This window comes from Klebsiella sp. GN_Kp190, from assembly GCF_040061795.1.
Taxonomy (GTDB): domain Bacteria; phylum Pseudomonadota; class Gammaproteobacteria; order Enterobacterales; family Enterobacteriaceae; genus Klebsiella; species Klebsiella michiganensis.
The window spans coordinates 51,573-64,403 of the sequence record NZ_JBEAFN010000073.1 but is presented as its reverse complement, the minus strand read 5'-3'; the positions used below and the strand labels follow the sequence as shown (position 1 = coordinate 64,403).

General features: G+C 54.9%; 16 protein-coding genes. 12 read left to right on the top strand and 4 right to left on the bottom strand.

Annotated features, from left to right (window positions below):
* Positions 1 to 2: 2 nt before the first annotated feature.
* Positions 3 to 980, bottom strand: a complete 978-nt coding sequence (locus ABLU67_RS26820) for a calcium/sodium antiporter (protein WP_004854581.1) — start codon at positions 978 to 980, stop codon at positions 3 to 5.
* A 209-nt stretch (positions 981 to 1,189) separates the two neighbouring features.
* Here ABLU67_RS26820 and mlaF point away from each other — a divergent pair, with 209 nt between their 5' ends.
* The 7 genes from mlaF (at position 1,190) to murA (ending at position 5,996) form a co-directional block, all read left to right on the top strand.
* Positions 1,190 to 2,002, top strand: coding sequence for a phospholipid ABC transporter ATP-binding protein MlaF (gene mlaF, locus ABLU67_RS26815; RefSeq protein ID WP_004125691.1), 813 nt, complete (start codon positions 1,190 to 1,192; stop codon positions 2,000 to 2,002).
* A gap of 7 nt (positions 2,003 to 2,009) precedes the next feature.
* Positions 2,010 to 2,792, top strand: coding sequence for a lipid asymmetry maintenance ABC transporter permease subunit MlaE (gene mlaE / locus ABLU67_RS26810; protein WP_004125690.1), 783 nt, complete (start codon positions 2,010 to 2,012; stop codon positions 2,790 to 2,792).
* A gap of 4 nt (positions 2,793 to 2,796) precedes the next feature.
* Positions 2,797 to 3,348, top strand: a complete 552-nt coding sequence (gene mlaD / locus ABLU67_RS26805) for an outer membrane lipid asymmetry maintenance protein MlaD (protein ID WP_014226983.1) — start codon at positions 2,797 to 2,799, stop codon at positions 3,346 to 3,348.
* 18 nt (positions 3,349 to 3,366) lie between these two features.
* Complete coding sequence (gene mlaC, locus ABLU67_RS26800; RefSeq protein ID WP_004125682.1) at positions 3,367 to 4,002, top strand: phospholipid-binding protein MlaC; 636 nt, start codon at positions 3,367 to 3,369, stop codon at positions 4,000 to 4,002.
* Positions 4,002 to 4,292 carry a lipid asymmetry maintenance protein MlaB gene (gene mlaB, locus ABLU67_RS26795; protein WP_014839634.1) on the top strand — a complete coding sequence of 97 codons (291 nt, stop codon included), beginning with the start codon at positions 4,002 to 4,004 and terminating at the stop codon, positions 4,290 to 4,292. Before mlaC ends, mlaB begins: the two co-directional genes overlap by 1 nt.
* A gap of 135 nt (positions 4,293 to 4,427) precedes the next feature.
* Complete coding sequence (gene ibaG / locus ABLU67_RS26790; RefSeq protein WP_004106141.1) at positions 4,428 to 4,682, top strand: BolA family iron metabolism protein IbaG; 255 nt, start codon at positions 4,428 to 4,430, stop codon at positions 4,680 to 4,682.
* Between the two features lie 54 nt (positions 4,683 to 4,736).
* Entirely contained in the window at positions 4,737 to 5,996 is a 1,260-nt protein-coding gene (gene murA / locus ABLU67_RS26785) for a UDP-N-acetylglucosamine 1-carboxyvinyltransferase (protein ID WP_004854569.1), read from the top strand.
* A 55-nt stretch (positions 5,997 to 6,051) separates the two neighbouring features.
* Here the strand turns inward: murA and sfsB are convergent, their stop codons facing one another.
* Positions 6,052 to 6,324: a DNA-binding transcriptional regulator SfsB gene (sfsB, locus tag ABLU67_RS26780; protein ID WP_004854566.1), complete on the bottom strand. Its 273-nt coding sequence runs from the start codon at positions 6,322 to 6,324 to the stop codon at positions 6,052 to 6,054.
* A gap of 197 nt (positions 6,325 to 6,521) precedes the next feature.
* The gene (gene ispB / locus ABLU67_RS26775; RefSeq protein WP_004854564.1) at positions 6,522 to 7,493 is read right to left on the bottom strand and encodes an octaprenyl diphosphate synthase; all 972 of its coding nucleotides are present in this window, start codon (positions 7,491 to 7,493) and stop codon (positions 6,522 to 6,524) included.
* Between the two features lie 260 nt (positions 7,494 to 7,753).
* Here ispB and rplU point away from each other — a divergent pair, with 260 nt between their 5' ends.
* The 4 genes from rplU (at position 7,754) to cgtA (ending at position 10,591) form a co-directional block, all read left to right on the top strand.
* A complete protein-coding gene (rplU, locus tag ABLU67_RS26770) occupies positions 7,754 to 8,065 on the top strand; it encodes a 50S ribosomal protein L21 (RefSeq protein ID WP_004106123.1) in 312 nt (103 codons plus the stop codon).
* Positions 8,066 to 8,084: 19 nt separating this feature from the next.
* Positions 8,085 to 8,342 carry a 50S ribosomal protein L27 gene (rpmA, locus tag ABLU67_RS26765; protein ID WP_003861831.1) on the top strand — a complete coding sequence of 86 codons (258 nt, stop codon included), beginning with the start codon at positions 8,085 to 8,087 and terminating at the stop codon, positions 8,340 to 8,342.
* A gap of 95 nt (positions 8,343 to 8,437) precedes the next feature.
* The gene (locus ABLU67_RS26760; RefSeq protein WP_014226981.1) at positions 8,438 to 9,403 is read left to right on the top strand and encodes a DMT family transporter; all 966 of its coding nucleotides are present in this window, start codon (positions 8,438 to 8,440) and stop codon (positions 9,401 to 9,403) included.
* A 15-nt stretch (positions 9,404 to 9,418) separates the two neighbouring features.
* Complete coding sequence (gene cgtA, locus ABLU67_RS26755; RefSeq protein ID WP_004125676.1) at positions 9,419 to 10,591, top strand: Obg family GTPase CgtA; 1,173 nt, start codon at positions 9,419 to 9,421, stop codon at positions 10,589 to 10,591.
* A gap of 45 nt (positions 10,592 to 10,636) precedes the next feature.
* On the opposite strand, the gene dacB is transcribed toward cgtA, so the two are convergent.
* Positions 10,637 to 12,070, bottom strand: a complete 1,434-nt coding sequence (dacB, locus tag ABLU67_RS26750) for a serine-type D-Ala-D-Ala carboxypeptidase (protein WP_064358312.1) — start codon at positions 12,068 to 12,070, stop codon at positions 10,637 to 10,639.
* 234 nt (positions 12,071 to 12,304) lie between these two features.
* Between dacB and greA the strand changes: the two genes are divergently transcribed.
* Entirely contained in the window at positions 12,305 to 12,781 is a 477-nt protein-coding gene (gene greA, locus ABLU67_RS26745; RefSeq protein ID WP_004854554.1) for a transcription elongation factor GreA, read from the top strand.
* The last annotated feature ends 50 nt before the right edge of the window (positions 12,782 to 12,831 follow it).

Below are 12,831 nucleotides of genomic sequence, written 5' to 3'. Positions count from 1 at the left end.
AATCATTCAACGAAGAGCGGCGCTGTCCAGTACAGCATCGCTAACCAAAGCACAAAACCACCCAGCAGCAGGGCACCGGCAAGGCGACCGGGCTGCTGCTTACGGCGCCAGCACAGCGCGGCGAAGATCAGGCTGACCAGCAGCATGACGCCATAATCGCGGGTAAAGGCCTCGGCGGCAAAGGTGCCTGGCGCAATCAGCGCGGGGAGCCCGAGGACCAGTACAATATTAAGAATATTAGCGCCAATGATATTGCCGATAGCGATGTCATTTTCGCCTTTTCGCGCTCCGGCGATGGCCGTGGCCAGCTCGGGCAGGCTGGTGCCGATAGCGACGACCGTTAAGCCGACGGTCAGTTCGCTGATAGCAAAAAAGTTTGCCAGCACCGTGGCGTTATCGACCACCATCCGCGTAGCCATCGGCATCACAATCATCGCGACGCCCAACCAGAGCAGCGCGACGGGAAGCGAGCCTTCTCGCGGCAGCTCCGCCAGCTGTTCACGGGTCAGGCTGTCGTTACCCTGGCGTTCCGCAAGGCGGGCAATTTTAAGGGTAAACAGCAGCCACAGAATGGCCAGCGCCAGCAAAAAAAGGCCGTCTATCCGCGTAAGCTGGCCGTCGTACAGCACAAATCCTGCCAGTAAACTAACCAGCAACATTAACGGCAATTCGCGGCGCAGGATATCAGAATGCACGGTAAAAGGTTGAAACAGCGCGGTGAGGCCGAGGATCAGCAGGATATTGGTGATATTCGATCCGAGAGCGGTGCCGATCGCCAGATCGGTTTGCCCATGCAGGGAAGCGGCGGCGGAAACAATCACTTCCGGCAAACTGGTACCGATGCTGACTACCGTCATGCCAATAATCAGGGGAGGGATCCCCAGCATACGGCAGAGTATTGAAGCGGCGTAGACCAGACGATCGGCGCTGTAGACAACCAGCAATAAACCAATAATTAACAGAGCCGTCGCTAAGAGCATCTAAAGTCCTTTCTTCAGGTATAATCGTCGCCTCGCTGGCCGTCCGTAGGCAGCGTAACGAATTCTTAATTTTGACTTTATGTGTGCCAAAAGTAAAACAAATGCCAGCTTTCGCTAACCCGGGCGGGTAAGATTCTGTAAAAATGTTGGGTTTGTGGTGAAAGAAAGCGCCATGCTTAGCCCGACGGGTGTCTAGTAAGGATGATTTTATGAGCCAGAGTTCGGCGAATCTAGTCGAAGTGCGCGGTATTCGCTTCTCGAGGGGCGATCGCGTGATCTTCGATGATATCTCGCTATCGGTACCCCGCGGCAAGATCACCGCGATAATGGGGCCATCAGGGATCGGCAAAACCACCCTGTTACGTCTCATCGGCGGTCAGATCCCGCCCGATAAAGGCGAAATCCTGTTTGATGGTGAAAACGTACCGCAGATGTCGCGTTCGCGCCTGTATACCGTCCGCAAGCGCATGAGCATGCTGTTTCAGTCCGGCGCGCTGTTCACCGATCTGAATGTGTTCGATAACGTCGCTTATCCGCTGCGCGAGCATACGCGTCTGCCGGAAGCGCTGCTGCACACCACGGTGATGATGAAGCTGGAAGCCGTTGGGCTACGCGGAGCCGCGAAGCTGATGCCTTCTGAGCTTTCCGGCGGCATGGCGCGCCGTGCCGCCCTGGCGAGGGCGATTGCGCTCGAACCTGATTTAATCATGTTCGATGAGCCCTTTGTCGGGCAGGACCCCATTACGATGGGGGTGCTGGTGAAGCTGATTTCTGAACTCAATAGCACCCTGGGTGTCACCTGTATCGTGGTTTCGCATGATGTGCCGGAGGTGCTCAGCATCGCGGACTTTGCATATATCGTGGCGGACAAAAAGGTCGTAGCGCATGGGAGCGCGCAGTCGCTGCGTGAAAATGCCGATCCTCGGGTTCGTCAGTTCATTGATGGTATCGCCGACGGCCCGGTGCCGTTCCGCTATCCGGCGGGTGATTATCATCATGATTTATTGGGCAAAGGGAGTTAAGCGACTCATGTTGTTAAATGCGCTAGCCGCGCTTGGGCATCGCGGTATAAAAACTATCGCGACGTTCGGGCGTGCTGGATTAATGCTCTTCAACGCGGTTGTGGGCAAGCCTGAGTTTCGCAAGCATGCGCCGCTGCTGGTGCGTCAGCTGTACAACGTTGGCGTGCTATCGATGCTGATCATCATTGTATCGGGTCTGTTTATCGGTATGGTGCTGGGTCTGCAGGGCTATCTGGTGTTGACCACCTATAGCGCCGAAACCAGTCTGGGCATGCTGGTGGCGCTGTCGCTGCTGCGTGAGCTGGGGCCGGTGGTCGCCGCGCTGCTGTTTGCCGGGCGTGCCGGCTCGGCGCTGACTGCTGAAATTGGCCTGATGCGCGCAACGGAGCAGCTCTCCAGTATGGAGATGATGGCGGTCGACCCGCTTCGCCGCGTGATCTCTCCGCGCTTCTGGGCGGGGGTGATTTCACTGCCGTTGTTAACGATTATTTTTGTGGCGGTCGGCGTTTGGGGCGGCTCGCTGGTTGGTGTCAGCTGGAAGGGCATCGATGGCGGCTTCTTCTGGAGCGCGATGCAAAACGCCGTTGACTGGCGGATGGATCTGGTTAACTGCCTGATTAAGAGCCTGGTTTTCGCCATTACGGTAACATGGATCGCGTTATTTAACGGTTATGACGCTATCCCCACTTCCGCCGGGATTAGCCGGGCGACGACGCGTACCGTGGTGCATGCGTCGCTGGCGGTTCTGGGGCTGGATTTTGTGCTGACTGCGCTGATGTTTGGGAATTGAGTTCATGCAAACGAGAAAAAATGAAATCTGGGTAGGGGTGTTTTTACTGGTTGCGCTGCTGGCCGCGCTGTTTGTCTGCCTGAAGGCGGCAAACGTAACCTCTTTACGTACCGAACCGACTTATCGGCTCTATGCCACTTTTGACAATATCGGCGGTCTCAAAGCGCGCTCTCCGGTGCGGATTGGCGGCGTTGTCGTTGGACGCGTGGCGGATATTACGCTCGATCCTAAGACCTACCTGCCTCGCGTCGCGCTCGATATTGATGAGCGCTACAACCATATTCCGGATACCAGCTCGCTGGCGATCCGAACTTCCGGTCTGCTGGGCGAACAGTACCTGGCGATGAATATCGGGTTTGAAGATCCTGAGCTGGGAACCACTATCCTTAAAGATGGCGGTACCATTCAGGACACCAAATCCGCAATGGTGCTGGAAGATTTGATAGGCCAGTTCCTTTATAACAGTAAAGGTAGCGACAATAAGAATTCTGGCGATGAACAGGCTGCTGGAGAGAGTCATACTGACGCTACGCCGCCAGCCGGCACGACGCACTAATTTCAGGAGAGTTAAGATATGTTTAAACGCTTACTAATGGTCGCCATGCTGGTGATTGCCCCCTTGACTGCGGCCACCGCCGCGGATCAGTCCAATCCGTACAAGCTGATGGACGAAGCGGCGCAGAAAACCTTCGATCGCCTCAAGAACGAGCAGCCGAAGATTCAGGCCAACCCGAACTACCTGCGCGATATCGTCGATCAGGAACTGCTGCCCTATGTTCAGGTGAAATACGCCGGCGCGCTGGTGTTAGGTCGTTATTACAAAGAAGCGACCCCGGCGCAGCGTGAAGCCTATTTTGCCGCCTTCCGCGAATATCTGAAGCAGGCCTATGGCCAGGCGCTGGCGATGTATCACGGTCAGACCTATCAGATTGCCCCTGAGCAGCCTTTGGGCAGCGCGACCATTGTTCCTATCCGCGTCACCATCCTTGATCCGAATGGCCGTCCGCCGGTGCGCCTGGATTTCCAGTGGCGTAAAAATACCCAGACCGGTAACTGGCAGGCGTACGACATGATTGCGGAAGGGGTGAGCATGATCACCACTAAACAAAACGAGTGGAGCGATCTGCTGCGTACTAAAGGCGTTGATGGTCTGACGGCGCAGCTGAAGGCAAGCTCCGCGCAGCCGATTACGCTGGAACAGAAAAAATAATGACCGGGCAGCTGAGCTGGGCTCGCGATGGTGAGACGCTGGCGCTGCGCGGAGAGCTGGACCAGGATCTTCTGGTCCCGCTGTGGGAAGCGCGCGCGCAGGCGACGGATGGCGTGTCTGCCATCGACCTGAGCGCCGTGACCCGCGTGGACACCGCCGGGCTGGCGCTATTAGTGCATTTTATCGCACTGGTTCGTCGGCAGGGCGGGGAAGCGAAGTTGACCGGGAAGAGTGAAAATCTGCAAACCCTGGTCAGGTTGTATAACCTTCCTGCTGATATGATCCCATAACTTTTTCAGTGCCTTAGTGCTGAAGCTATTCTGAAAGCCCCATCAAACTTTTCGATGGGGCTTTTTGCTTGTTTAAGACGGCGCCACTTTCCTCTAAGATGTTGGGCTGTTTTCACTATCAGATAAATGTAGCCCATGGAAAATCATGAAATTCAGACCGTGCTGATGAACGCACTCTCCCTTCAGGAAGTCCACGTCTCTGGCGATGGCAGCCACTTTCAGGTTATTGCTGTGGGTGAGATGTTCGACGGCATGAGTCGGGTCAAGAAGCAACAGGCTATCTATGCCCCGCTGATGGAATATATTGCCGATAACCGCATCCATGCTCTGTCGATTAAAGCGTTTACTCCGCAGGAGTGGGCGCGAGACCGCAAACTTAATGGCTTATAAGCTGTGGGGATGTTCCCCGCAGCGTATGTGAATTCTTAACAGAGAACAGAATCAATGGATAAATTCCGTGTTCAGGGGCCAACTCGTCTTCAGGGCGAGGTCACCATTTCCGGCGCGAAAAACGCCGCCCTGCCAATCCTCTTTGCCGCGCTATTAGCCGAAGAGCCGATTGAGATCCAAAACGTACCGAAGCTGAAAGACATCGATACCACCATGAAACTGCTGAGCCAGCTGGGCGCGAACGTTAAGCGCAACGGCTCCGTATGGATCGATGCCGGCCCGGTCGACGTTTTCTGTGCTCCGTATGACCTCGTCAAAACCATGCGCGCGTCTATTTGGGCGCTGGGACCGCTGGTGGCGCGTTTTGGCCAGGGGCAGGTTTCTCTTCCCGGGGGCTGCGCCATCGGCGCGCGCCCCGTTGATTTACACATTACCGGCCTTGAGCAGCTGGGTGCGGAAATCAAGCTGGAAGAAGGTTATGTCAAGGCGTCGGTTAATGGACGTCTGAAAGGCGCGCATATTGTGATGGATAAGGTCAGCGTTGGCGCTACCGTGACCATCATGAGCGCTGCGACGCTGGCGGAAGGTACGACCGTTATCGAAAACGCCGCGCGCGAGCCGGAAATTGTCGATACCGCGAACTTTCTCAACACGCTGGGTGCGAAGATCAAAGGTCAGGGTACCGATCGTATCACCATCGAAGGCGTAGCGCGCCTCGGCGGCGGCGTCTACCGCGTTCTGCCGGATCGTATTGAAACCGGGACGTTCCTGGTGGCGGCGGCGATTTCTGGCGGTAAGATCCTGTGCCGCAATGCCCAGCCGGATACCCTTGATGCGGTTCTGGCCAAGCTACGCGACGCCGGTGCGGATATCGAAACGGGCGAAGACTGGATTAGCCTGGACATGCACGGCAATCGTCCGAAGGCCGTCAACGTGCGTACTGCCCCACACCCAGGCTTCCCGACCGACATGCAGGCTCAGTTCACCTTGCTGAATCTGGTTGCCGAGGGCACCGGCGTGATCACCGAGACGATCTTCGAAAACCGTTTCATGCATATCCCGGAACTGATCCGTATGGGCGCGCATGCGGAAATCGAAAGCAATACGGCGATTTGCCACGGCGTGAAGCAGCTTTCCGGCGCCCAGGTGATGGCGACGGATCTGCGTGCATCAGCTAGCCTGGTACTGGCGGGCTGTATTGCGGAAGGTACGACGATTGTCGATCGTATTTACCACATTGACCGCGGCTACGAACGTATCGAAGACAAGCTTCAGGCGCTTGGTGCGAATATCGAACGCGTCAAAGGCGAATAAGCCGTAGCAGCAGCCCTCTGACGTTTGTCCGGGGGCTGTTGTCTGCAACCTCGCTTTACTTGTTGTTCTTCCTTGGGCGCATCATTTGCGTTCTGTCGATAAACTGATGGGTATGGGGATCGTGATAGCGCGATGGCCATATTACCCACGGATCGGTTTCCAGCGCGTTAGCAATAATCAGCTCGCCCTTGGGCCAGGGCCGGGTCAGCGCATTGGCGAGCGTTGAAGAACTTAAACCATTACGCCGCGATTCAGCTGCCAGCGACGTCCCTTTTTTGCGTAATCCGGCAATAATATCCGCCGGATGCCAGTCGATGAACTTATCCATAAATTCTCCTGGTAATAAACATGCCTGGCGTCCTTAATGGACGACAAAATGACTATACCGTGGGTTCCAGTAATGTTCTAACAAGTTCTTTTAATGGGTTTGATATTAGGAATATATCAAGGTATACGGCTGGTTCTTGGTTTTTTGACGCTTACTGGAACTTTCCCGCGGTTTGCGCGGGAAAGCAAGAGGAGGGGTTAGTGATCGCGTTGCACAGCGATGTGGGCAAGACCGATTAGCGCTTCACGCCACGGAGAATCGGGAAGGACCTGAAGCGCGGCAATCGCTTTATCAGCCTCTTCCTCCGCGCGTTTTTGGGTCCATTCCAGCGAGCCGCAGGTTGCCATCGTTTCCAGTACGGCGTCGAGAAGATGACGGCCATTACCCTGCTCAATCGCCCCACGGATCATGGCGGACTGCTCTGCGTTGCCGTGTTGCATAGCATGCAGCAGCGGAAGGGTGGGTTTGCCTTCATTCAGATCGTCACCGACGTTTTTACCCAGACGCTCACCGTCTGAACTGTAGTCAAGCAGATCGTCGATCAGCTGGAAAGCGGTACCCAGATAGCGTCCGTAATCCTGTAACGCTTTCTCTTGTTCCGCGCTGCAGTCGGCCAGAATGCCGGAGCACTGGGCTGCGGCTTCAAACAAACGTGCGGTCTTGCTGTAAATGACCCGCATGTAGTTTTCTTCAGTGATATCCGGGTCGTTAACGTTCATCAACTGCAGGACTTCCCCTTCGGCAATGACGTTAACGGCTTCCGACATCACTTCCAGCACTCTCAATGACCCAAGGCTGGTCATCATCTGAAAGGCGCGGGTGTAGATAAAATCACCGACCAGCACGCTAGCCGCATTGCCAAAAGCGGCGTTTGCGGTGGCTTTTCCCCGGCGCATATCAGACTCATCGACGACATCATCATGCAGCAGGGTGGCGGTATGGATAAATTCGATCAGCGCGGCAATGGCGACGTGAGCGTTTCCCTGATATCCAACGGCACGCGCGGCCAGTACGGCAATCATCGGGCGAATGCGTTTACCGCCTCCGCTAACAATGTAATAGCCTAACTGATTGATAAGCTGAACATCAGAGTCGAGTTGCTCAAGAATTGTCGCATTGACGCCCGCCATATCCTGCGCGGTTAACTCATTGATTTTTTCTAAATTCATCGCAAAAGCCGGGCCAAATGTCCTGTTACCGCGTATCCGAATGGGATCACAGAAGGATTAAGATAGAATTAAAAGAAGCTATGATTGTACTGAAAAATTGCCGTAGTTAAACGCTGGAGTGAAAGTTGTGTTTTTTTTCTGCGTTGATCGCTGATCGCTCTTGTCAAAGGCTCGCGTTTTGCGTAATATTCGCGCCCTATTGTGAATATTTATAGCGCACTCTGAATCATACGAAGAGGTGCGCGGAAGCGGAGTTTTATATGTACGCGGTTTTCCAAAGTGGTGGTAAACAACACCGAGTAAGCGAAGGTCAAACCATTCGCCTGGAAAAGCTGGACATCGCAACTGGCGAAGCTGTTGAGTTCGCAGAAGTGCTGATGATCGCAAACGGTGAAGAAATTAAAATCGGCGTTCCTTTCGTTGAGGGCGGCGTAATCAAAGCTGAAGTTGTTGCACACGGTCGTGGCGAGAAAGTTAAAATCGTTAAGTTTCGTCGTCGTAAACACTACCGTAAGCAGCAGGGCCATCGTCAGTGGTTCACTGATGTGAAAATTACTGGCATCAGCGCCTAAGACCTGAGGAGAGATTTAAATGGCACATAAAAAGGCTGGCGGCTCAACTCGTAACGGTCGCGATTCAGAAGCTAAACGCCTGGGCGTTAAGCGTTTCGGTGGCGAATCCGTTCTGGCGGGTAGCATCATCGTTCGTCAACGTGGTACCAAATTCCACGCTGGCACTAACGTAGGTTGCGGTCGTGACCACACTCTGTTTGCTAAAGCAGACGGTAAAGTGAAATTCGAAGTTAAAGGCCCGAACAACCGTAAATACATCAGCATCGTTGCTGAGTAAGTTTTTCGTGGTCCGGTAACGGATTAAAGCCCCGCAACGTGTTGCGGGGCTTTTTACATTGAAACCCCGGAAAATTTTCTGCAGGGAAAACGGGCATGAAGCAGCAGGCCGGCATCGGCATTATTTTAGCGCTCACCACGGCGATGTGCTGGGGTGCCCTGCCGATAGCAATGAAGCAGGTTCTTGAAGTGATGGAACCGCCGACGGTGGTGTTTTACCGCTTTTTGATGGCAAGTTTTGGTCTTGGCGCTATCCTCGCCATGAAAAGAAAGCTGCCCCCGCTGCGGATTTTTCGCAAGCCGCGGTGGTTGGTACTGCTGGTTATTGCGACAGCGGGTTTGTTCGGTAACTTCATTCTGTTTAGTTCTTCCTTGCAATATCTCAGCCCCACCGCTTCCCAGGTGATTGGCCAGCTGTCTCCGGTCGGCATGATGGTGGCCAGCGTTTTTGTCCTTAAAGAGAAAATGCGCGGCACTCAGGTTGTGGGAGCGCTGATGCTGGTGAGCGGTCTGGTGATGTTTTTTAACACCAGCCTGATCGAGATTTTTACCCGCCTGACGGACTACACGTGGGGGGTAATTTTCGGCGTAGGTGCGGCGACGGTGTGGGTGTGCTACGGCGTCGCGCAAAAGGTGTTATTGCGCCGTCTGGCATCACAGCAAATCCTTTTTTTGCTGTACACTTTATGTACGATATCGCTATTGCCATTAGCGAAGCCTTCGCAGGTGCTGGCATTAAGCGACTGGCAGCTGGCCTGTCTGGTTTTTTGCGGGCTCAATACCCTGGTCGGCTACGGCGCTCTGGCGGAAGCAATGGCGCGCTGGCAGGCGGCGCAGGTGAGCGCGTTGATTACCTTAACGCCGCTGTTTACGCTGCTGTTTTCAGATTTATTATCACTGGCCTGGCCCGACGTTTTCGCCAGACCGCTGTTGAACCTGATGGGTTATCTCGGTGCGTTTGTCGTGGTTGCGGGCGCGATGTATTCCGCCGTCGGTCATCGTCTTTGGGGACGATGGCGTAAGCGAGAAGCGGTTGTGCCGCTCCCCCGCTCAGGCGAATGATTTACGGAGAGTAAAATGAAGTTTGTTGATGAAGCAACGATCCTGGTCGTAGCAGGCGATGGCGGCAATGGTTGCGTTAGCTTCCGCCGCGAAAAATATATCCCGAGAGGCGGCCCGGACGGCGGTGACGGCGGTGACGGCGGCGACGTCTGGCTTGAGGCGGACGAAAACCTCAACACCCTGATCGACTACCGTTTTGAGAAGTCTTTCCGCGCTGAGCGCGGGCAGAACGGTCAGAGCCGTGACTGTACCGGTAAACGCGGTAAAGACGTAACGGTGAAGGTACCGGTAGGGACTCGCGTCATCGATCAGGGCACCGGCGAGACGATGGGTGATATGACCAAGCACGGTCAGCGCCTGATGGTCGCCAAAGGCGGCTGGCACGGTCTGGGTAACACCCGTTTCAAATCGTCCGTTAACCGTACTCCACGTCAAAAGACGATGGGGACGCCGGGCGATAAGCGCGATCTGCAGCTGGAGCTGATGCTGCTGGCGGACGTCGGCATGCTGGGAATGCCGAATGCGGGTAAATCGACCTTTATTCGTGCCGTTTCCGCCGCGAAGCCTAAAGTCGCTGACTATCCGTTTACTACGCTGGTGCCGAGCCTCGGCGTGGTGCGTATGGACAACGAGAAGAGCTTCGTGGTGGCGGATATCCCGGGGCTGATTGAAGGCGCCGCTGAAGGCGCGGGTCTCGGTATTCGCTTCCTGAAGCACCTGGAGCGCTGCCGCGTGCTGCTGCATCTCATCGATATCGAGCCGATTGATGGTTCCGATCCGGTGGAGAACGCGCGGATTATTATCGGTGAGCTGGAAAAATACAGTGAGAAACTGGCTTCTAAGCCGCGCTGGCTGGTCTTTAACAAGATTGACCTGATGGACAAAGCTGAGGCGGAAGCGAAAGCGAAAGCTATCGCGCAGGCGCTGGGCTGGGAAGATAAGTTCTACCTGATTTCGGCGGCCAGCCAGCAGGGCGTAAAAGACCTGTGCTGGGACGTGATGACCTTTATCATCGAAAACCCGATTGTGCATGCGGAAGAAGCGAAGCCTGCCGAAAAAGTCGAGTTTATGTGGGACGACTACCACCGCCAGCAGCTTGAAGAAGCTGAAGTGGAAGATGATGAAGACTGGGATGATGATTGGGATGAAGACGACGAAGAAGGCGTTGAATTCATCTACAAACGTTAATCCTGAACAAACGAAAAGGGCCGCCAATGATGCGGCCCTTTTGCTTTAGTTGTTCTGATAGAGGTCTTTGTACAATCGGCTTTCGAACCGCACCAGTGGAATGCGGCGATTACGCTGGTCGGCCGGAGGCACCGCGTAGCCAGAAAGGTATTGCACGAACGCCATCTTCTGCCCGCTGGCCGTCGTGATGAAACCGGCCAGGTTATACACCCCCTGCAGTGAACCCGTTTTCGCCGAGACTTTGCCATCGACACCCGCCTGATGCAGGCCTGCGCGGTACTGCAGAGAACCATCATGGCCGGCCAGAGGCAGCATCGAGATAAAGTTGAGTTCATTATCGTGCTGGGCGATGTACTGCAGCACCTGCATCATCGTCGCGGGTGCGATGAGGTTATGGCGCGACAGACCTGAGCCATCGGCAATGATGGTATTCCCGAGATCGACGCCGGCCTGCTGACGTAAGATCTGCCGTACCGCATCGGAACCGGCTCGCCAGGTACCCGGTACGTTGAAGCGAGCGTGCCCAATGGTGCGGAATACCGTATCGGCGATCATGTTGTCCGATTTTTTCAGCATAATACGCAGCAGATCGTGCAGCGGCGCAGATTGTGTACTTGCCAGGACGGTACCCGGATCGTTTGCCAGCGTCTGGCGCAGCAGCGTGCCGCTCCAGGTGATGTCGGCGTCGGTCAGCTCAGCTTTCAGAATCGCACCGGCGTAGCTGGCGCCATCCTGAATGGCAAAAGCCAGCGGCAGCGGCTCGCTGCGCTGCGGCAGACAGCCGGTCAGGGTGTAACGGTTCAGATCGCCGGGAACCACGTCAAGCTCACAGTACTGGGCTTCAGAAGAGCCCCGGGGCAGCGTACGCACCTGGCTGAACATGGTCACCGGGTAGTAAGACGCCACGCGAATAAACGCCAGATCGCCCGGCTTTTGCGCGCTATAGAGCGAGATGGAGAAGCAGTTCCGATCGACAATCGCCGCCGCCGGCGGGGCGCTAAAGCACTGCGTCATATCGTTCCATGGCCAGCCAGGCGCTTTGTCATGGCTGGCGAAGATGGAGGTATCGATCAGCACATTACCTTCAATTCGCTGGACGCCTGCTTTCTTCAGCGTGGCCACCATATTACGAATATCCTGACGCCTGAGGGTAGGATCGCCGCCAAAGCGCGCAATGAGGTCGCCTTTCAGGACGCCGCCATCGAGGCTGCCTTTCGTTTCCAGCGTCGTGGTGAAGCGGAAGTCCGGACCCAGCTGCAGCAGCGCAGCAAGCGCGGTTATCACTTTTTGGGTGCTGGCGGGGAGCGCCATCTGCTGGCTATGGTAGTCTATCTCCGGCGTCGGGGATCCCACCTTCTGCGCCATAAAGGCAAGGTTTGCGCCCGCAGGAAGCTGATTGATGTACTCGTCAATATTCGCCGCCTGAGCGCTAAGCGCTATACCGGCAGTCAATCCGATGATAAATCTGGAAAATCGCATAATCTCGCGCTAACAACCTGAAACCAGTCCGTCATACTACGGTGCATCGCCCTGTAAAGTAAACGATGACCCATAGTGAACTTCAGGGTAAAATACGTATCAAATTGAAAATTGCTGCTGGCCTGGGGATGACTTTCCGGGTCGGTTTTCTTTTGCTCCGGCCCTGCTCAAGTCTTGACCGGCTGCGGAGCGGCGTTGTCTGCTCCATGAAGGAATGAAAAAGAGGTATAACAAATGCAAGCTATTCCGATGACCTTACGTGGCGCTGAAAAACTGCGCGAAGAACTGGATTTTCTGAAGTCCGTACGTCGTCCTGAAATCATCGCGGCCATCGCTGAGGCCCGCGAGCACGGCGATCTGAAAGAAAATGCTGAGTATCATGCTGCCCGTGAACAGCAGGGCTTCTGTGAAGGTCGCATTAAGGATATCGAAGCGAAGCTGTCGAACGCGCAGGTCATCGATATCACCAAAATGCCCAACAATGGCCGGGTGATTTTTGGTTCGACGGTCAGCGTTCTGAATCTCGATACGGATGAAGAGCAAACTTATCGTATCGTTGGCGATGACGAGGCCGATTTTAAGCAAAATCTGATTTCTGTAAACTCACCGATTGCACGTGGTTTAATCGGTAAAGAGCAGGACGATGTGGTGGTTATCCGTACACCGGGCGGGGAAGTCGAATTCGAAATTCTTAAGGTTGAGTACCTTTAATTCGAATTTAACGCTACGATGTTGATGGATTGTAAAGAAAGGAAAAAGGC